The 17,862-nt window shown below is 65.1% G+C and carries 16 protein-coding genes and 1 pseudogene; 5 read left to right on the top strand and 12 right to left on the bottom strand.

Annotated elements, in window-relative coordinates; translation table 11 throughout:
• Nucleotides 1-105: 105 nt before the first annotated feature.
• On the top strand, nucleotides 106-2,289 hold the full coding sequence (locus F600_RS0111595) for a PEP/pyruvate-binding domain-containing protein (protein WP_026306447.1): 2,184 nt from the start codon (nucleotides 106-108) through the stop codon (nucleotides 2,287-2,289).
• Between the two features lie 16 nt (nucleotides 2,290-2,305).
• Here F600_RS0111595 and F600_RS32135 read toward each other — a convergent pair.
• Nucleotides 2,306-2,880 (bottom strand): annotated as a pseudogene (locus tag F600_RS32135) (polysaccharide deacetylase family protein).
• Between the two features lie 76 nt (nucleotides 2,881-2,956).
• Here F600_RS32135 and F600_RS32380 point away from each other — a divergent pair.
• Nucleotides 2,957-3,178, top strand: coding sequence for a hypothetical protein (locus tag F600_RS32380; protein ID WP_245541526.1), 222 nt, complete (start codon nucleotides 2,957-2,959; stop codon nucleotides 3,176-3,178).
• Between the two features lie 99 nt (nucleotides 3,179-3,277).
• Here F600_RS32380 and F600_RS0111585 read toward each other — a convergent pair whose 3' ends face one another.
• Both F600_RS0111585 and F600_RS0111580 read right to left on the bottom strand, forming a co-directional pair.
• Entirely contained in the window at nucleotides 3,278-3,556 is a 279-nt protein-coding gene (locus tag F600_RS0111585; RefSeq protein ID WP_018160781.1) for a hypothetical protein, read from the bottom strand.
• A 35-nt stretch (nucleotides 3,557-3,591) separates the two neighbouring features.
• On the bottom strand, nucleotides 3,592-6,666 hold the full coding sequence (locus tag F600_RS0111580) for an HAD-IA family hydrolase (protein WP_018160780.1): 3,075 nt from the start codon (nucleotides 6,664-6,666) through the stop codon (nucleotides 3,592-3,594).
• A gap of 226 nt (nucleotides 6,667-6,892) precedes the next feature.
• Here F600_RS0111580 and F600_RS0111575 point away from each other — a divergent pair, with 226 nt between their 5' ends.
• On the top strand, nucleotides 6,893-7,738 hold the full coding sequence (locus F600_RS0111575) for a universal stress protein (RefSeq protein ID WP_018160779.1): 846 nt from the start codon (nucleotides 6,893-6,895) through the stop codon (nucleotides 7,736-7,738).
• A gap of 11 nt (nucleotides 7,739-7,749) precedes the next feature.
• Here the strand turns inward: F600_RS0111575 and F600_RS0111570 are convergent, their stop codons facing one another.
• The 4 genes from F600_RS0111570 to F600_RS0111555 all read right to left on the bottom strand — a co-directional run bounded on the left by F600_RS0111570 (nucleotide 7,750) and on the right by F600_RS0111555 (nucleotide 9,976).
• Nucleotides 7,750-8,028, bottom strand: coding sequence for a hypothetical protein (locus F600_RS0111570; protein WP_156024537.1), 279 nt, complete (start codon nucleotides 8,026-8,028; stop codon nucleotides 7,750-7,752).
• A 101-nt stretch (nucleotides 8,029-8,129) separates the two neighbouring features.
• The gene (locus F600_RS0111565; protein WP_018160777.1) at nucleotides 8,130-8,570 is read right to left on the bottom strand and encodes a hypothetical protein; all 441 of its coding nucleotides are present in this window, start codon (nucleotides 8,568-8,570) and stop codon (nucleotides 8,130-8,132) included.
• Nucleotides 8,567-9,337: an SDR family NAD(P)-dependent oxidoreductase gene (locus F600_RS0111560; RefSeq protein WP_018160776.1), complete on the bottom strand. Its 771-nt coding sequence runs from the start codon at nucleotides 9,335-9,337 to the stop codon at nucleotides 8,567-8,569. The genes F600_RS0111565 and F600_RS0111560 overlap by 4 nt, the downstream gene beginning before the upstream one ends.
• 135 nt (nucleotides 9,338-9,472) lie before the next feature.
• Nucleotides 9,473-9,976, bottom strand: coding sequence for a flavodoxin domain-containing protein (locus tag F600_RS0111555; protein WP_018160775.1), 504 nt, complete (start codon nucleotides 9,974-9,976; stop codon nucleotides 9,473-9,475).
• Nucleotides 9,977-10,189: 213 nt separating this feature from the next.
• Here F600_RS0111555 and F600_RS0111550 point away from each other — a divergent pair, with 213 nt between their 5' ends.
• Complete coding sequence (locus F600_RS0111550) at nucleotides 10,190-11,056, top strand: hypothetical protein (protein WP_245541520.1); 867 nt, start codon at nucleotides 10,190-10,192, stop codon at nucleotides 11,054-11,056.
• A 101-nt stretch (nucleotides 11,057-11,157) separates the two neighbouring features.
• Nucleotides 11,158-11,427: a DUF1918 domain-containing protein gene (locus F600_RS31150; protein ID WP_026306446.1), complete on the top strand. Its 270-nt coding sequence runs from the start codon at nucleotides 11,158-11,160 to the stop codon at nucleotides 11,425-11,427.
• On the opposite strand, the gene F600_RS0111540 is transcribed toward F600_RS31150, so the two are convergent.
• The 5 genes from F600_RS0111540 to F600_RS27835 all read right to left on the bottom strand — a co-directional run bounded on the left by F600_RS0111540 (nucleotide 11,424) and on the right by F600_RS27835 (nucleotide 17,750).
• Nucleotides 11,424-12,296 carry a universal stress protein gene (locus F600_RS0111540; RefSeq protein WP_026306445.1) on the bottom strand — a complete coding sequence of 291 codons (873 nt, stop codon included), beginning with the start codon at nucleotides 12,294-12,296 and terminating at the stop codon, nucleotides 11,424-11,426. The genes F600_RS31150 and F600_RS0111540 overlap by 4 nt on opposite strands.
• Before the next feature lie 32 nt (nucleotides 12,297-12,328).
• Nucleotides 12,329-14,644, bottom strand: coding sequence for a heavy metal translocating P-type ATPase (locus F600_RS27840; RefSeq protein WP_040631173.1), 2,316 nt, complete (start codon nucleotides 14,642-14,644; stop codon nucleotides 12,329-12,331).
• A 38-nt stretch (nucleotides 14,645-14,682) separates the two neighbouring features.
• Nucleotides 14,683-15,549, bottom strand: a complete 867-nt coding sequence (locus tag F600_RS32375; protein ID WP_018160770.1) for a universal stress protein — start codon at nucleotides 15,547-15,549, stop codon at nucleotides 14,683-14,685.
• 97 nt (nucleotides 15,550-15,646) lie between these two features.
• Nucleotides 15,647-16,627 (bottom strand): Acg family FMN-binding oxidoreductase, encoded by a 981-nt coding sequence (locus F600_RS0111525; RefSeq protein ID WP_018160769.1) that lies wholly within the window; start codon nucleotides 16,625-16,627, stop codon nucleotides 15,647-15,649.
• A 28-nt stretch (nucleotides 16,628-16,655) separates the two neighbouring features.
• Nucleotides 16,656-17,750, bottom strand: coding sequence for a zinc-dependent alcohol dehydrogenase family protein (locus tag F600_RS27835; protein ID WP_018160768.1), 1,095 nt, complete (start codon nucleotides 17,748-17,750; stop codon nucleotides 16,656-16,658).
• Nucleotides 17,751-17,862: the final 112 nt, after the last annotated feature.

The raw sequence follows: 17,862 nt of genomic DNA, 5'->3' as shown, positions 1-17,862 counted from the left end.
GGCCAATCCTGCGCGGGAACCCGTCATCCGGTGAGGGGCCTAGGTCCCGCGATGTGCGGACATCGGGCCCTCCTGTCGTGGACCGGCACGAGGAACGCTCTAGCCATGCCTTACGTGCGTGACTTTCCGCAGTTGTCCCTTGCCGACGCTGACGAGGCGGGTGGCAAAGGCGCCAACCTCGGCGAACTGACCCGAGCGGGCCTTCCCGTCCCCGCCGGATTTGTCGTATTGCGATCCGCCTATATCGACGCCATGGCCGAAGGTGCCGTCGCAGGCGACATCGCTGCCGGTCATGCCGCTGCGCTGGGGTCGACCATGGAAACAGAGCTCGACACGGAGTGCGAACAGCTCCGGAATCTGGTGCACAAGGCAGGCGTTGCGCCGGCGATCCGGGAAGAGATCCTCGCAAGCTACCGAAGGCTGTCGGCGCCGCTGGTGGCGGTGCGGTCGTCCGCCACGGGCGAAGACGGAGCCAGCGCTTCCTTCGCCGGGATGAACGCCAGCTTCACTAACGTCAGCGGCGAGGACGAGCTGATCGAGGCAGTGACGTCTTGCTGGGCATCGTTGTTCAGCCCTCGATCCGAGACCTATCGCGCACACATGAACTTCGAGGCAATGCCGGCCATGGCGGTCGTCGTTCAGGAGATGGTTGCTTCCGAACGAAGCGGCGTGATGTTCACGGTCGACCCGCGGACGGGCAATCAGAATGAGCTCGTCATCGAGGCCGCGTCGGGGTACGGCGAGGGGATCGTCTCTGGGTCAGTGGAGCCCGACAACTACGTGATCGCCAAGGCGACGCAGCAGGTGGAGCACGTCCGAAGCCGGGGGAGTCATGTCCTCTCCGATGCGGAAGCTGCGGAGATCGCGCGCCTTGGCATCGCCACCGAGAAGCACTACGGGTCACCGCAGGACATCGAGTGGGCGATCAGCGCAGGTGCGATCTGGCTGGTTCAGGCTCGGCCGATCACGGCCATGGCACAGACGCAAGCCTCGCCGACGGCGGTTGGCGGAAACGTTCTGGTGCGCGGACTCGGGGCTTCACCCGGCATTGCCACCGGGCAGGTTCGAGTTCTCGAGCACCCGTCGCAATGCGACGAACTCCGCGACGGCGAAGTGCTCGTGGCGCCGATGACGAACCCGGATTGGGTTCCGGCAATTCAGCGCGCGGCCGCCGTCGTGACCGATAGCGGCGGGATGACGTGCCACGCGGCGATCGTCGCCCGCGAGTTCGGGGTGCCGTGCATCGTGGGTGCGCGAACCGCAACTCAGGTGCTCGTGACCGGAGCTGAAGTGACGGTGGACGGTCGCACGGGTGAGGTATCCGCGGGCCGCCGCCAGGTGGCCGCCCGGCCTGCTCCCGCTCCGGTGGCCGCGCCTCCGGCCATACCAACGGCCACGAAAATCTATGTCAACCTCGCGCATGCGTCGGCGGCCGCCGCGGTCGCTGCCACCCAGGTTGACGGTGTCGGTCTGCTTCGCGCGGAGTTCCTTCTCCTCGAAGCATTGGGCGGCGTCCATCCGCGAGAACTCATCGCGCGCGGCGAACAGGCGACGTTCGTCGACAAGCTCGCCACCTCGCTCACGTCGATCGCCGAGCCATTCTTTCCACGCCCGGTTATCTACCGGACCACTGACTTTCGCACCAACGAGTTCCGTGGTCTTGTCGGCGGCGAGCGTTTCGAACCGGTTGAGGACAATCCGATGATCGGCTACCGCGGCTGCTTCCGGTACACGCAGCAACCGGAGGTATTCGCCCTCGAGCTCGAGGCGCTGGCGCGGGTGCGTGAGCAGTGGCCGAACCTGCACCTCATGATTCCTTTCGTCCGAACCCGTTGGGAGCTCGAGGAATGTCTCCGGCTCGTCGATTCGAGCCCGCTCGGGAAGCAGAAGGGTCTGCATCGCTGGGTCATGGCCGAGGTTCCGTCGGTCGTTCATTGGCTGCCCGAATACGTCGGGCTCGGTATCGACGGCGTGTCGATCGGCAGCAACGATTTGACCCAGTTGATGCTCGGCGTCGACCGCGACAACGCTCAGTGCGCCGCGCTCTTCGACGAAAGCGATCCGGCGGTGCTCGATGCGATCGGATCGATCGTGGCAACCGCACGCCGCCTCGGTATCACTTCGTCGCTGTGCGGCCAGGCGCCGTCAACGCGGCCGGAGTTCGCGGAGTATCTCGTCCGGATGGGCATCACGTCGGTGTCGGTCAATCCCGATGCCGCCGACTCCGTTCGCCGTGTCGTGGCCGGCGCCGAGCAGCGGATTCTGCTCGACGCGGCACGCGACCGCTGAGCGTCGTGTCACCTACTCACTTCTCGAGCAGCGCATCCAGCGTGACGAACGAGTAGCCGCGATCCCGCAACTGATGGATGAGGCCAGGCAGCGCGTCGGCGTCGAGTGTGGAGTGGTCGTCGGGATTCGAACCAACATGCATGAGGATGATCTGGCCGTCAGTGAGAGTGCTGAGCACTCGCTGTTGGACGCTGAGCACACTTTGACCGCCGCTGGTTCCCTTCCAGCCGAGTGAATCGACAGTCCAGCGGACCGGCACATAGCCAATCGAGTTGACGGCCGCGATCGTACGGTTGACGCGATCGCCGAACGGGAACCGGAACCAAGGTGCCGGATCTGCGCCGGTGACCGCTGTGATCCGCTCGGCTGCGTGCGTGATCTCCGCTCGGATCTGGTCATCGGTCAAGTCCGTCAAGTACGGATGGCTGACCGAATGATTTCCGAGCCGGTGGATTGCCATCGCACGGGAACTGGCCGGGAAGAATCAACAAACGACCCGGTGAGGAAGAACGTTGCCGGCACTTGCTCGTGCGCGAGAGTGCTCAGGATCGAAGCGACACCGGCGTCATTGGCGCCGGCGTCGAAGGTCAGAGCAACGACGTGTCGAGAGACTGGGATGGTCTCCCAATCCCGTCCGTAGAGAGTCGCCAGCGACGGAGGTGTCGTGGTGCCGCTCGTCGCTGGCGGAACCGTGGATGAGGACGTGGACGTCGCTGCCGTACTCGTCGCCGGGGTTGTCCCCGTCGAAGTTGTCCCCGTCGAAGTGCGGGTGGGACTCGTCGTTGTCTGGACTACCGACGTTGTCGTCGAGGGCGGCACCTGGGAATCGCCGTTGCAACCGACGAGCGCGGCAGCGAGCAGGAGGGCGATCAAAGTCCCGCGAGGTTGAGTCATGGCCTCCACTGTCGGCGGCGAATCCACTTCGATCTAGAGTCTTTGGTCTGTTGCCCTCAGACGCAAAGACTTTCGAGCGGTGACGGGTACGTCCTCACGTGCGCACGACCGGCCGCGGCCAGTCCCGTGCGGCCTCCGCCAGGTCACGCATCCGCTTGCGGTAGACGATCGGGCTGATCCGGTGCGTCATGACGTCTCGGACCAGCCCGGCTTCGACCTCGAGGAGTTTGTCCTGAGTGTGGCCGGGTATCGGCGCACGACCTGGCTCTGCGGACGCCTTGGTGTCGACCTTCCGGCCACGGATGATGGCGAGCGCGGGAACGGCGACCGCGACGGCGACGACCACAGCGATGACAATGACAACGGCAAGCATTCTGATCACTTCTTTGATGTGTTTGTGGAGCGGTACTAACCGAGCCGAACCGAGCCGCCGCAGTGCAGCATGGTGGTCCGGCCTCGGCACTGAATCGGGATGGGCGGGCAGTCGCCAGGCGCAGATGCGATGTCGACCTCGCGGCCGTGCACGCTGAGCGTCAGTAAGTGGCCTCGGAACTGAATCGAGAAACCGAGCACGCCCAGCGGCTGCGGCCATTGCGCGCCCACGACGAGCGTTCCGCCGCGCATCTCGATCCCGGTGAAACACCGTTGCACCAGATCGATGCTGCCGGCGATGGCCGCGAGATGAAGCCCTTCGCCCGTGGTGCCGCCCTGGATGTCGGCCACGTCGGAGAGGAGCACCTGCCGGAAGTAGGTGGCGGCGTCCTCGCGGTTGGCGCGCGCGAGAACCCAGGCGTTCACCAGGGCGCTCAGTGTCGAACCGTGCGACGTCCGAGCGAGGTAGTAGTCGATCGTGCGAGTGATCGTGTCTCCTGCGATCGGGTACCCGAGCCGTTCGAGCAGCGCCCGCAGCTCGTCGGCGGACAACAGGTAGAACAACATCAAAACGTCGGCCTGCTTCGACACCTGGTAGCTGTTCACGTCCTTGCCCTCGGCTTCGAGAATCCGGTCGAGGCGCTGCAGGTTCGGATATGTGCTTCGGTAGGTCGCCCAGTCCAGTTCCTGCAGCGACTCGAAGCCATCGAACTGGCTGATCACACCGTCGTGGAACGGGACGTACATCTCGTGGGTGATGTCGTCCCACTGGCTGAGGTCGGCGCTCGTCAATCCGAGGCTTTCGAGCAGAGCACTCCGATCCCTTCGAGGGATGATTCGAAGAGCCTCGAGCGCCCGCAGAAGGGCCCAAACGGCCATGACGTTTACGTAGGCGTTGTCATCGATACCGAGGTGCGGTGCGTGCGGGTATCCGGAATGGAACTCGTCGGGGCCGATGATCCCGCGGATGTGAAATCGACCGGTCGCGTCGTCGAGTACCGCGCGACTGGCCCAGAATCGGGCGATCTCAGCCAGCATCTCGGCGCCATATTGAGTGAGGAAAGAGATGTCTCCCGTCGCTTCGAAGTACTGCCAGACGTTGTAGGCGACGGCGAGGCCGGAGTGATGTGCGAGCCGACTCGGATCGGGAACCCAGTGTCCGGATTGCGGATTCAAGTGCCAGGTCGGGCTCTCCTCCCGCCCGTCGGAGCCGGACTGCCACGGGTAGAGCGCACCGGCATAACCTGCGGCCTGCGCGGTCCGCCGTGCCTGGTCGAGTCGGCGATAGCGGTAGAGAAGCAACCCCCTCGTGAGCGACGGATTGCGCAGGTTGAGCACGGGCAGCACGAACAACTCATCCCAGAAGATGTGGCCACGGTAGGCCTCGCCATGTATGCGCGCCGGGACGCCGGCATCGAGGTCCGCACCGTTGGGTGACACCGCTTGCAGCAGCTGGAGAAGGTGAAGACGGAGAATGCGCTGTCCGTCATCGCGGCCGCCGGTATCGATTCCGATCTGTCGCCACAGGTGCTTCCACTCGATGTCGTGCCGTTCGAGCAGTGCATCGAATCGTGCGTCGCCAACCGCCTGTACCGCAGCCTCCAGCGGCTCACTGATCGCATGGTCGCGGCTCGTGTAGATGGCTGCGATCTTGCGAATACGAACGCTTTCTCCCGTCGTGACGGGAATCGTCGCGTCGCGGCTCAGCATCCCGTTGGAATCTCGAGGCGTGTCCCACGCCGCGTCGCAGTCGATCGTGGTGGCCGCCGCGACCGCAATGTCGATGTGCGACTGTGTGGTCCGAGTGACGACGGCGAGAAGGCCATCGTCGCGGGTGGTGGATTGCACGAGTTCCAGATGTTTGTTCGCCAGCCCGGCGTATCGCTGGACGAGACTGTTCCGGACGTCATGGTCGATCGCGGTGCGAATTCGAATGTCGCCACTGAAGTTTCGCGGCGTCACGGTGACCTCGAGCGCGCAGACATGCGAAGAATGCATCCCAACGAAACGACGGTTTCGGACGTCGACGATGTGTCCCAGGTCGTCGCAGTAACTGAAGTGCTCGGTGAGGACGGCGCGGCGAAGGCTCAGTTCCTGCCGGTAGGACAACAGCTCCGAATTGTCGATGTCGAACCACGAGGTCCCGGTCTGGATCATCAACGGCAGCCAGTCGGGAGTCCGCACCAGGCTCTCATGCGAGGTTTGCCGGTCCCCGATGTCGTCGCTGAGGCGGTTGTAGATTCCCGCAAGGTAGGTGCCCGGGTAGTGCGGTCCGCCGACCGTCGACTGCGGAAGGGAAGCGCGTATCGACAGATAGCCGTTGCCGAGACCGAGAAGGGATTCGCGCAGCTGCTGCTCGCCGGGCTCGTAATCTTCGAACGCGAGAGTCCACGGATTCCCGCCGATCGAGAGCATCGTGATGTCCGCCGCGTCGCGAACCGTCAGGTCCGCGTCGAGCGTCGCCGAGCCGGTTCGGTCGATACCGATGGCCAGTCCGAAACCTCCCGCCCGCGCGGCCTCGATTCCGGCGAGCGAGTCTTCGATCACCGCGATACGACGCGGTCCGATGCCGAGTCGGCGTGCGGTTTCGAGCAACATGTCTGGTGCTGGTTTGCTGGCCAGCCCCTGTTCCCGCGCGACGACGCCGTCGACCCGGACCGGGAACAGCGAACCCAGGCCGGCCGCATCAAGCACCGCCTCGGCATTGCAGCTGGCGGAGAAGACCGCGGTCGCCAGGCCGATCGTTTGCAGGTGATGCACCAGTTCGACGGTGGTGGGGAAGCTTCGCACCCCAGCGGTCGTCAGACTTTCGCGGAAGATCTGATCTTTGAGGCCGGCGATCCCGAAGTGTGTCGGTTTACCCGGCTCGTCGTCGGGCGAGCCCACGGGTAGTTCGACATTTCGCGCGGCCAGAAATGCCGCGATTCCGTCCATCCGGGCACGTCCATCGACGTAACGCCGGTACTCGTACGCCGTCATCGGCGCACCGCCGACCGTCGGCGCGAACGCTTGTCGCCAAGCCAGCTCATGGACGACCGCAGTGTCGGTGACAACGCCGTCGAGGTCGAAGATCACGGCCTCGATGTGGCGCGGATCGATGTTGGCAGTCATCGCGGAGCGATCCGCTCGCAGCGGTTGGTTACGCCCATCGCTCCTCCTGGCGTCCGTGATCTCGTCTTCCAGAATCGGCGCTGCACCGTCCGCAAGGCAGAAGGAGGAAGACAGAATTCCGGCTGACTTTGGTCCCGCAGAATCCGCGTACAGGCGCCGGAAATGAACGGATGTCGGGACTTACGCCCCTACACCGACGGTCTGCTGCAGACCGACAGTGGGTGCTATGACTCTCGTAGATTCGACAGCCGTCGTCGTCGGTGTGGATAGTTCACAGACCGCGATGCGAGCCACGCTCTGGGCCGCTGAGGTTGCGAGCCGAATGAATGCGCCGCTGGTCATCGCGCACGGAGTCATGATCCCAGGCTGGTATCTCAGCGAAGCGTCGCTCTTGGCATCTTCATCCATTGCGGAGGCGCAAGACGCGGCCGAGCGCCTCATGGCTCGCGTCCGCGCAGATGTGGCCGACAATTATCCCGATCTGGAAATTCACACGGTGATCAAGCCAGGGCCGGCCGATTCGATGCTCATCGCCTTGAGTCACAAAGCTCGACTGCTGGTCGTCGGCGCCCACCGGACCGCGAGCTTGCAGTCGCTGATGGTGGGGTCGACAGCCGCGCTGGTCGCCAACCACGCGACGTGTCCGGTGGTCATCTGGCGTCCCGGTGAAGTTCGCAAGCCGGTCGTCGTCGGCGTCGACGGTAGCCCGCTCAGCGAGGTTGCGATCGAGCACGCATTCGAGTTCGCGAACTGGTTCGGCACGGGCCTAGTAGCGGTACATGCGTGGAGCCAGGGCCGCGGCTGGGATGAGGAATGGGTTGGCCAGGAGAACAAGGCGCTGCTGTCCGAGAGCCTTGCCGGCTGGTCGGAGAAGTACCCCGACGTGCACGTGAAGTCCGTCTCCACCGCCGGAGACCCTCGCGATCTGTTGTCCGAACTCGCTGTTGACGCGCTCTTGGTCGTCGTGGGCAGCCATGGCCGGAGCCGGGCCGCGGCGCTGATTCTCGGGTCCGTCAGTGAGCATCTCATCAAGAACGCTCCGTGCCCGGTGATGGTGTGCCGCAACGCGTAGCCGACTCGGTGTTATTCGTCCACGCGAGTGCCGTGTGCGAAGGCGACGGCAACCGCGAGGCTGGCGCAGACCACAACGGAAACCATCACCATCGGGACGAATCCGCTCCGGTCGCCGCTCGCGACGATCAACAGCGTCGCCGCGATGATGCTCGATCCCATCAGCACCGAGAACGCCAGCGCCGGCACGACCAGGAACAGGCCTGTCTCGCGCCCGCGCAGGGCGAGTACGCCAGTGGCGATCAGGCCCGGCAGAACGACTGACAGGTCGATGACGTGGATGGGATTCACGATCAACCCAGTCACCGCGAGGTTTGCCGGAGCGTTACCCGAGACGATCGCCGGAATCAGTTCGCTTAGCCAGAGAACGGCGAACAGCGTGCCCGTGCCGATCAGTACCCACGCGGCGGACCGACGAACGGCGCCGGACGGGTAGCCGGCGTTCCTGTAGGTGTGCGGAGACCAGCGATCAGGGTGTAGAACGCCAGCCCGAGAATCGCCACGTAGCAGAGGAACAGGCGACCGAAGTGCACGGCGAAGGCGTACACGGTGTAGGCGTAGAGCAGGTAGACCAAGGTGCCGACCCACAGCTGAGCCGCTCGCACGGAGCCGGCACGCATCCGGATCGCGCTCGCAATGAGGACGACGACCGCGAGAAGGTTGCCCACGTCTTGGCCGCGCGCCTGCAGAACCCAGTTCTCGGTTTCCTGGGCGTACGGCCACGTTGCGAACAGGCCGAGCAGACTGGCCAGGGTCACAAGCAATGCAATGGCGAACGATGCGCGGAGAAGCGCCAGTTCGCGTCGGCGCAAGGGTTCGCCGTTGGTCGTCACAGCCCGATCGGTGAGTCAGAGTGGGTTTCGGGTGTGGCGAGTATCGCGCCCGTGGTTGCGCCGCCGTCGACGACGAATTCCGAGCCCGTGGAGTAGGTGGCTTCCATGGCGACGAATCGGATCATCGCGGCGACTTCGTCGGGCTCGCCGAATCGGGGGATCGGTTGAGTGGCAACGAGACTGTCATCCAACCCGGCGGTCATGGGAGTGCGGATCGGGCCCGGGTGCACCGAGCAGACGCGAATCCCCGCCGGCGCCAAATCCAGTGCCGCAGCTTTCGTCAACCCGCGAAGACCCCACTTGCTGGCCACGTACGCCGCAATCCCCGAGTAGCCCATGAGTCCGGCAGTGGACGAGACGTTGATGATGACGCCGCCCCCGGCGCGTGCGAGCAACGGTGCGGCGGAGTGCATTCCGAGCCAGGCTCCGTACAGGTTCACGTCCAGGACGTGCCGGAAGATCGGCCGGTGTACCTCCGTGACGCCACCGATGTCCAGGATGCCGGCGTTGTTGACCAGAACCGCCAATGGGCCGTGGTCACTTTCGGCTGCCTCGAGGGCGCGGCTCCAGTCACTCTCCATGGTGACGTCAAGGTGGTGGAACGAGACGCCGCTGCCCAATTCGTCAGCCAACTGAAGGCCTTCTGCGTCGCGGATATCCGCGATGACGACGCCGAGGCCTTCCTTTGCCAGGGCGCGAACGACTGCGGCACCAATGCCGCGCGATCCGCCGGTGACGATCGCACTGCGGTGGTTGTACTTCGACATCGGGGACTCTGCTGGATCAAGAACGCTTCGAATGTGGGTGTTGCCGTCGACGCTACGAAGTCGATGCCGGTCAGGTCAGGGGCGATAGTCGCTGATTCGAACGCCCAAGGACCCGGGTAAAGAAACTGATGGCAATCACCCGAGCCGACGGGCGATCGAGTCCGCCCAGTCGGTGATCTGCGCCCAGTCGCGGTGATCGCCGTAACTGGCACCCAATAACCAGATGAGAACACGAAGCCGGCGCTCGGGTGGACGGGAGAACGCGCCGGCGAACGGGCGGTACTCCTCGGCCTTGAGCGCGTCCTGAACAGAAGCGACGTCCGGGGGAACCATCCGCCGGAAGATCCCGCCGATCGGTCCCCGCAGCACCGGACCAAAGCCCAGGGTGAACAGCCAGGTCCGGCGGGATTCGAGTACCGGCTTCCGTGCCTCGACCCAGGCGACGGCCGTCGGTAGCAACGCGCCGTTGTGTATCGCGCTACCGACGATGACGGCGTCGTACGGGGTGGGGTCAGGTTTGAATTCGATGTCGACGACATCGGTGACAAACCCGAGGCTGGTCAGTCGCCGCCCGACGGCGCTGGCGACCTCCGCAGTGCTGCCATCGGCGGACGCATACGCAACAAGGATCTTCGGCATGGCCCGAGTCTTGCTCCGCCGATCGGGACCACGACAGATGCGAAAGGCCTCCTCAATGCAGGCCGAAGGGCTTGTTCGCTCCTCGGTGCAGTTGTCGGCCCTCCCGGCGAGAGGACGAAAGACCCTGCGCCAGTGCTCATTCGACTCTCTTCAAGAGCAACTTGCGAACGCGAGGCTCGGGTTCAGAACTTTGCTCACGGAACGGAGTCACCGATGATCCCCACAATCCCCACTCTCGAGCCGCCACGCCGCCGGGATCGCAATCGCGGCCCGCTGGTGCTCGTGGTCGCCCTGGTTGTCCTGGCTCTGGGCGGATTCGTGGCACTTGTGCAAGCTCTGGACGGCGACGTGAACGCCGTCCAGCCGATCGCCCCGTCGCCCGAGCAAGCCACGGTGATCGCCGAGTCTTCGCAGTGGATCGCAGCGCCGTCGTCGACGTCGCGTCCGTTGACGACCAGCGTGCCGGCTGACCCGTCGCGGTTCGACTATGCACCGCTGTGGCCCTTCGCGAGCGTCTCCGATGCCCAGCGGTGGCAGCAGGACTACGCCGCGAGCGGACACCAGCCATGGCATCTCGACGCCCGTCAGGTGGCATTGAACTTCACCGAACACCAGTTGGGATTCACCAACGTCGACACCGTACTTCGGGTGCGGTTGTGGACGAGTCAAGCGTGGGTGACGGTCGGCTTCACGAACCCCAATGGAGCGCCGGTAACCTCCGCGGAGCTGCATTTGGTGCGGATCGGCGCCGGTGACGAGGCGCCGTGGGAAGTCGTCGGGACCCAGGACACGACTCTCACGATCACGACGCCCTTATACGGAGTGAAGGTGTCGTCGCCCGTGACGGTCGGTGGGCTGCTCTCGGGTGTCGACGAAAGCCTGCGGGTCGAGGTCAGAACGCTATTCGACCCGCACCCCGTAGGCGTCGTTTCGGGTATCTCGGCCGGCGGCGACATGTCGCCGTGGTCAGCGACCGTGCCATTCGCCGTTTCGCCTGGTCGCACGCTCACGGTCGTCGTTTCAACCGGAGGCCATATCGCGCCCGTCGAGCGATTTGCCATCACCGGCGTGAGCTACTGAAGGCGCACGAATCGATGACCTTGGCCCCTAAGCAGGTGCTCGCCTCGACTGGACGATGGATACGGATGGACGAGTCGCGCTGCCTTAGGAGAGGACATCCGGTGAGAGCAAAACCTGGTGACTGGCTGGTCGTTGAAAGCCGCAGCGACGGAGAACATTCGCGACGGGCGTTGATCCAAGAGGTCCACTCAGCGGACGGCAGCCCGCCGTACGTCATCCGTTGGACCGATTCGGGTCATGAGGTGCTGATGTTTCCCGGTCCCGATTCCCACGTGGTCACCAAAGAAGAGCTTGAACGTCAGGAGGCCGAAGCGGTCGCGCGCGCAGCGGCCGTGCAGGCCGAAATCGCTGCGCGGCGAGCGCATCGTTAGTCCCGGCTTCCGCGAACGATCAGAATCGGGCATTCGACCGAGTGCAGTAGGGCTTCGCTCGTCGACCCGAGCAGCATGCCCGCGAATCCGCCTCGTCCATGGCTGCCGACGACGACCAGTTGCGCATCCCGCGAGAGCACCTGCAGTTCACGCGCCGGCCCGGTTCGGACCACCACCCGCTGAACGTCGACATCCGGAAACTTCTCCTGCCAACCCGCCAGGCTCTCGGCCAACGCCACGGCCTGCGCGGTGGAAACCGCGGCCCAGTCCAGACCGCGCACGAGAGACTCGCTCGCATCGCTCCAGGCGTGCACGGCATAGAGGCAAGCCTTGCGACGAGAGGCCTCTTCAAATGCCGTCCCGATGGCCGGTTCACTGTTCGCAGTTCCGTCGACGCCCACCACGACGGGTCCGCGGTCGGCAATGGATCTCATCGCGTGGACGACGGCCACGGGACAGTGCGCATGCCGCGCGAGGGCAGAGCTCGCTGATCCGAGAACCTTGCTCGAGAATGCCCCCAGTCCGCGGTTGCCGACAACGAGAGTCCGAGCGGTCCGGGATTCCGTCAGCAGGGTCGGGACCAAGGGGCCCTTTAGCAGGGCGGTATGGATCTCCGTGTCACAGATCTTTGCAGTGACCTGGGCTGCCGTCCTCGCCGCGGACTCGAGAACCTGACGCGACGGATCCACGTACATGGCGTCGGAGCTGAGATTGCCGAATCCCGGAATGAAGTACTCCGAGCGGTCGACGACGAAGACGATGCGGAGTGGTGCCATACACAGCGCGGCCTCCTGCGCTGCCCATCGAACAGCGGATTCGCTCGCGGCGGAGCCGTCGACCGCGACAACGATTGGTGCAGTCATATTCATGGGCGCTCGCTCCTTGGTCGAATCTTGAGAGATCACTGGTATTCGCTCGCAGCGCTGGATATTTCATCGCTGGCTGCGAGGACGAAGTAGTTTTCCTCTTCTTGCGCGAAGTGCAGGCGAGCCAACGCGTGTAGTCCATACAGACTGGCGGCGAGATCCTCGGCCTGGCTTTGCCGGATCGTTCCGGCGGCTTCGGCCACTTTCAGATGGGCATGAATGCGGCGGGCCAAGCGACCCATTTCGACGTGCGTTCCACTCATTGCCGTCGTGGCTTCACCACTGCCGAGCGAAACTGCGAGTTCCGGATAGAGCGCGGTTTCCTCGGCATCCTCGTGTGGCAGCAAGTCCTGGAAGAGGAAGGCATCTGCGGCACGCAAGGCGGCGAGCGCGCTGGGGCTTTCACTACTGATGGCTCCCGCTGCCTGACGGAGCAGTGGCAGCTTTTCGCGCAACGATTCGTGTTCGTGCGAGAACTTGCGCAGTAGCGCGACCGTCGTGGGCGGTAGGGGAGCAGCGGTAGCCCGGCTCGTCCCGCGTACCGCGCGCAGCGAATTGACGATCACTGCGACGTCGATGCCCTCCTGCAGCAGTGCGCCGGCCGCGGGAGGTAGAAGGCCGAAAGCGGCGAATCCCATAGCCACCAGCGACAGGCCCATTCCGACGGTCGCGGATTGGATGGCGATGCGGCGGGAGCGGCGGGCGATTTCCATGGCGTCGGCAAGCCGGTCGATGCGGTCGCTCGTCAGCACGATGTCCGCAGCTTCTGAGCTCGCGGTTGATCCCCGGGCGCCGAGCGCGACCCCGACGTGTGCGGCAGCCAGGGCCGGGGCGTCGTTGACACCGTCTCCGACCATGACGGTGACGGCTCCGCGTGACTCTTTGCGAACGCCGGCGACTTTGTCGGCAGGTGTCTGGTGCGCGCGGACCGCATCGAGGCCGAGTCGCAGTCCGATCTCCTCCGCCGGTGCGGAGCGGTCTCCGGTCAGCATGACCATGCGCGTGAACCCGGCCGACCGCAGCCGGCGCAGCGTGTGCGGGGTATCGCTGCGCAGCGGGTCACGTAGGAGGATGGCTCCCGCGAGGAAGTCGTCGATCGTTACCCAGGCAATGGCGGCATTGTCCAGCTCCGCTTGTTCGAGCACTGCGCGTGCCCATGGCGCCGAGTCCGGGGTTAAATCGAGGGCGCCGACGGTGACACGGTGATCGTCGACGGTTGCCGCAGCTCCGACGCCATGGTCTTCGTCGACGTGGGTGGGCATCGAAAGCCGGAGCATGCGCCGGTGTGCCTCGCGCACAATCGACTCCGCGATCACGTGCGGGGACATCTGTTCCGCGCTCGCCGCCACACGGAGTACCTCAGCCGCGTCGCGGCCCGGTGCTGCGACAACCTCCGCATCCCCCGGACGGCCGGTGGTGAGCGTGCCGGTCTTGTCCATGACGAGGGTCGTCGCGTGGCCGAGACGTTCGAGCGTGCCGCCGCCGCGCACCACGACACCCAGCCGCGACGCGCGTGACAGGCCGGAGACGATCGCGACGGGCACTGCCAACAACAGCGGGCACGGTGTCGCGACGACCAACACCGCGACTGCCCGAACAGGGTCTCCGGTGAGGAGCCACGCGAGGCCGGCCACCGCGAGTGCTATCGGCAGGAACCAGGCGGCGGCTCGGTCCGCGAGCCGGACGACCGGAGCGCTCTCTGCGGCGGCTTCCTGCGCGAGCCGGACGATGCCGGCATAGGTGCTGTCGGCCGCAGTCACCAGAGCCCGGAGTTCGAACGCCGAGCCGGCGTTGACTGCCCCTGATCGGGCGCGACTTCCGGCGGTGAGTCGGGTGTGCAGCGGCTCACCGGTGAGCGCTGATTCGTCGAGCACGGCGAGCGGAGACGTGATCTCGCCGTCGACCGGGATGGTTTCTCCCGGGCCGACAGCCAGTACGTCGCCCGGCAGCACGTCGCCGACGGGCACGGTCTCGATGCCGCCGGCACGAAGTCGTCGGGCAGTTCGCGGTGCTCGGTCGAGCAGTGCACGCAGGTCTTTGTTCGCGCGGCGACTGGCGGCCGATTCGAGCGCTCGGCCGGTGGCCAGCATGGTCGCGATCAGCGCACCTGCCAGATACTCACCGACCAACAGCGTGCCGACGAGAGCAAGGACCGCGACTGCATCCACTCCCAACTGACCGCGCCGGACAGCGACAATGACCCACCACACGGCGGGCAGGGTCGCGACCACAGTGGCGGTCGTCCAGCTCCAGTCAGCCGCGGTCGTCAAGCCCGCGGCACTGAGCCCGATGCCGACGATGAGCGCCGCGACGGTCACCACCAGCAATATTGCGGTGCTTGCCTCGCTCACGTGTTTCGTGAATGCGCGGAAAACCGCAGCCCGCGACCTCACGCTAGATCGTGGATCTCGCTGCGGCACACGAGCACTGGGCAGGGACAGTGCTCGATCAAGTGTCGACTCGTCGAACCGAGCAGCAGAGACGATGCCCGACCGCGACCATGGCTCCCGACGACCACCAGGCGTGCATTCGCTGCGGCATACAACGGAAGCGAGAGTTCCGCGTGGACTGATGCGATGATTCGCTCGACCGGGACATCTGGATACTTCTCGGACCAGCCGGCCAGGCTTTCCGCAAGCAGGGCTTCGTGCTCCGCCTCTTCTTGCTCGAGGTCCGCCGCAACCCCCGGCGCCCACGCATGGACGGCTCGCACACCGGTCCCGAATGCACTGGCGAACTCGAATGCGCGCTCGACGGCCAGCGCACTGAGCGGGCTGCCGTCGACACCGACGACCACCGGACCGTTGCCGGGATGGCCTCGCCACACGGCAACCGGACATTCACTGTGGTTGGCAACCCGCGCAGCTGTGCTGCCGAGCAGGAGCGAGTCGACCGACACGTTCCGGTGTGCTCCGACCACGATCATCTGCGCCTTGCGGCTCAGGGCGAGCAGCGCGAGATCGGCCGGCGCACGTTGACTCCACGTTGAAAGCGGGAGGTCGGGATACTTCGCCGACACTGCGTCGCGCGCGGGGTCCAAGCACTCTTTCGCGGCCTCGCGTTCGCTTTCACCGAGTGGATACTGGACCATCACCGCGGCACTTGTGTAGAAGTAGGCCGCGTCCGTGACCGCGTGCGCGATGACGAGCGGTACGTGCATGCGGTGGGCGAGGTCCGCCGCCCACAGTGCCGCTTCCACGGAGGTTTGTGAGCCGTCGACGCCGACGACGATCGATGTTCTGTCTGCGAGAGTCATGTACTGAGCCTGTCGCGATGTGATCGGCGTCGACAGGGCCCTTCGTCATTGTCCGGTAGGCCCAACAGCCTGCCTGCTCACCGGCACGTGTCTGTCTTCAGGACTGAATCTCGAGAATCTCGGAGACCGGTCGGCGATCGGTCTGCGGCGGGGTGAAGTCCTGTTCCGGACGCGACCCGATGCGGATGAGTACCTGCGGAAGCCGGTCGCCGCCGACGCCCTTCTTGACGCTGGACCGGCTGCTCTGGAGTTCCACGATATGGGTCAGCGGGCAGGTGGCGTAGCCGGACATCGTGGCTTCGAGCAGCACCGTTGACATCGCCTCGCCGCAGCGCAGGAGGTCGGTCAGTTGATCGCTGTCGGTGGAGAGGACGACGATCTTCGCGGAGTCCTCGATGACCGCGGGGCGACGATTCCCACCGTCGTGCATGGGAAACGCTCGGCCGGCGGGGACTCGCTGGTTTTCGTCGGCGGTCAGGAGTGCGTCGGCTGGAACTCCGTCATTGGTGTCTCGGCGACTTGTCCAGTCGTGTAGCGCAGCGTGGTACCGCGAGTCGTACCGGCGGATGTTGTCCGCAAGTTCGGACGCCCTCCGGATGTCGGACATCGCTCCTTCGGAAACGACAGTCATTTCCACATCGTCGGGAAGAAGCGGCCGGACCACCGTTTCGAACATGGTCCAACCGATCGGCGGCCCGAATGGCAGGCGGTCGGTCCGCCGATCCTCGATCGCCCGTGCCCGTTTTCGGTCCGCCTCGGTGACGAACTCGGAGGGAGCGAATGTGACCTGGGCCAGGTGGAGGAGATTGTTTGGGTTCGGGAATCGCTCGACGGCTGTCTTCCAGCCGATCGAGGCCATCGCCGCCCGAAGATGGTCGAGAGTGGCACCGCAGCTGAGCATGAGTTCCCGGCCCGTCGGGTCCGTCGACGGGATCAGGCGGGTCCGGTCGGTGAAGAGGTTCAGGCCCGCCCGGTCGAACTTCCAGCGCCAGGGCTGGCTGTTGTGCAGGGAGGGTGCACGGCTTGCCAGAGCCACAGCGCGGGTGATGGTTTCGGTGGCCGGCAGGGTGGTGGTCATGATTGCTCCGTGCGCATGTGAACTAAGTTCACGCCGTGGTGTCCCATCGGGGGAGACCGTGAGTGTCGCGGTGAGGTGATTGTTCGGCGGCGACAACGACCTTGAGCGCACCGGTTTCGCCGGCCCGCGAGAACACGTCGTATGCCTGGTCGAACTCGGTCATGGTGAACCGGTGCGTGACAATCGCGGCGGGATCGAGTTGACCGCTGCTGACGAGCTTCGCCAGCGTGGGAGTCGAAAAGGTGTCGACCAGTCCGGTGGTGATCGTGAGGTCGCGAATCCAGATGTCCTCGAGATGCAGAGTGGCTGGCGAACCGTGTACGCCGATGTTCGCAACATGCCCGCCGGGCCGCACGAGTTGCACCGCAAGTTCGAAGGTTTCGGGCACGCCGACCGCCTCCATCGACACATCGGCGCCGAGGCCGTCAGTGAGGCCGCGGATGACCTCGAGGACGTTGTCGGTGGTGCTGTTGAGTGCGATGTCCGCGCCGACCTTCAGTGCCGCATCAAGACGGCTTGCGGCGACGTCGACCGCGACGATGTGGCTCGGGCTGTGCAGGCGTGCGGTCATGATCGCGGCCAATCCGATCGGGCCGGCGCCGACGATGACAACGACGTCGCCGGGGCGCACCTGCCCGTTGAGCACGCCGACTTCGTAGCTGGTCGGGAGGATGTCGGCCATCATCAACATCTGCTCATCGGTCAGATTTGCCGGCACGGGGTGCGTCGAGTTGTCGGCGAAGGGGACGCGAACCAGCTCGGCCTGGGTGCCGTCGATCAGATGGCCCAGAATCCAGCCACCGCCGCCGAGACACTGCCCGTAGCGACCCTCGCGGCAGAACCGGCACGAACCACACGAAGAAATGCACGAGATCAGCACCCGGTCTCCGACCTTGACTCGTGCCACACCACTTCCGACTTCGACGACGGTGCCGACGGCCTCGTGACCGAGCACGCGACCCGGAGTCACTTCGGGCACGTCTCCCTTGAGAATGTGCAGGTCAGTGCCACAGATGGTGACCGCATCGACCCGTACGATCGCATCCGTCGAGAACTGGATGGTGGGATCGGGGACCTCGTCCCACGACTTCTTGCCGGGACCGTGGAAAACCATCGCTCGCATGTGGTCGCCTTTCTGACTGCCGATAACGCTGGATCGAACGTCTTGAGTCGATCGTTGTGCGTTGACAAGGCATTCAGGAGAGGCATGAGGCCCGGTGCCGGAGGACCTCGGT

The organism is Smaragdicoccus niigatensis DSM 44881 = NBRC 103563 (genome assembly GCF_000380645.1).
GTDB classification, from domain to species: Bacteria; Actinomycetota; Actinomycetes; order Mycobacteriales; family Mycobacteriaceae; genus Smaragdicoccus; species Smaragdicoccus niigatensis.
Note: the sequence above shows the minus strand (reverse complement) of the source record. Positions and strands in the feature narration are given on the sequence as shown.

Coding starts and splice junctions, on each gene's coding strand:
- F600_RS0111595 (WP_026306447.1), top strand. CDS start 106: ATGCCTTACGTGCGTGACTTTCCGCAGTTGTCCCTTGCCGACGCTGAC.
- F600_RS0111585 (WP_018160781.1), bottom strand. CDS start 3,556: ATGCTTGCCGTTGTCATTGTCATCGCTGTGGTCGTCGCCGTCGCGGTC.
- F600_RS0111580 (WP_018160780.1), bottom strand. CDS start 6,666: ATGACTGCCAACATCGATCCGCGCCACATCGAGGCCGTGATCTTCGAC.
- F600_RS0111575 (WP_018160779.1), top strand. CDS start 6,893: ATGACTCTCGTAGATTCGACAGCCGTCGTCGTCGGTGTGGATAGTTCA.
- F600_RS0111560 (WP_018160776.1), bottom strand. CDS start 9,337: ATGTCGAAGTACAACCACCGCAGTGCGATCGTCACCGGCGGATCGCGC.
- F600_RS0111555 (WP_018160775.1), bottom strand. CDS start 9,976: ATGCCGAAGATCCTTGTTGCGTATGCGTCCGCCGATGGCAGCACTGCG.
- F600_RS0111550 (WP_245541520.1), top strand. CDS start 10,190: ATGATCCCCACAATCCCCACTCTCGAGCCGCCACGCCGCCGGGATCGC.
- F600_RS0111540 (WP_026306445.1), bottom strand. CDS start 12,296: ATGAATATGACTGCACCAATCGTTGTCGCGGTCGACGGCTCCGCCGCG.
- F600_RS32375 (WP_018160770.1), bottom strand. CDS start 15,549: ATGACTCTCGCAGACAGAACATCGATCGTCGTCGGCGTCGACGGCTCA.
- F600_RS0111525 (WP_018160769.1), bottom strand. CDS start 16,627: ATGACCACCACCCTGCCGGCCACCGAAACCATCACCCGCGCTGTGGCT.
- F600_RS27835 (WP_018160768.1), bottom strand. CDS start 17,750: ATGCGAGCGATGGTTTTCCACGGTCCCGGCAAGAAGTCGTGGGACGAG.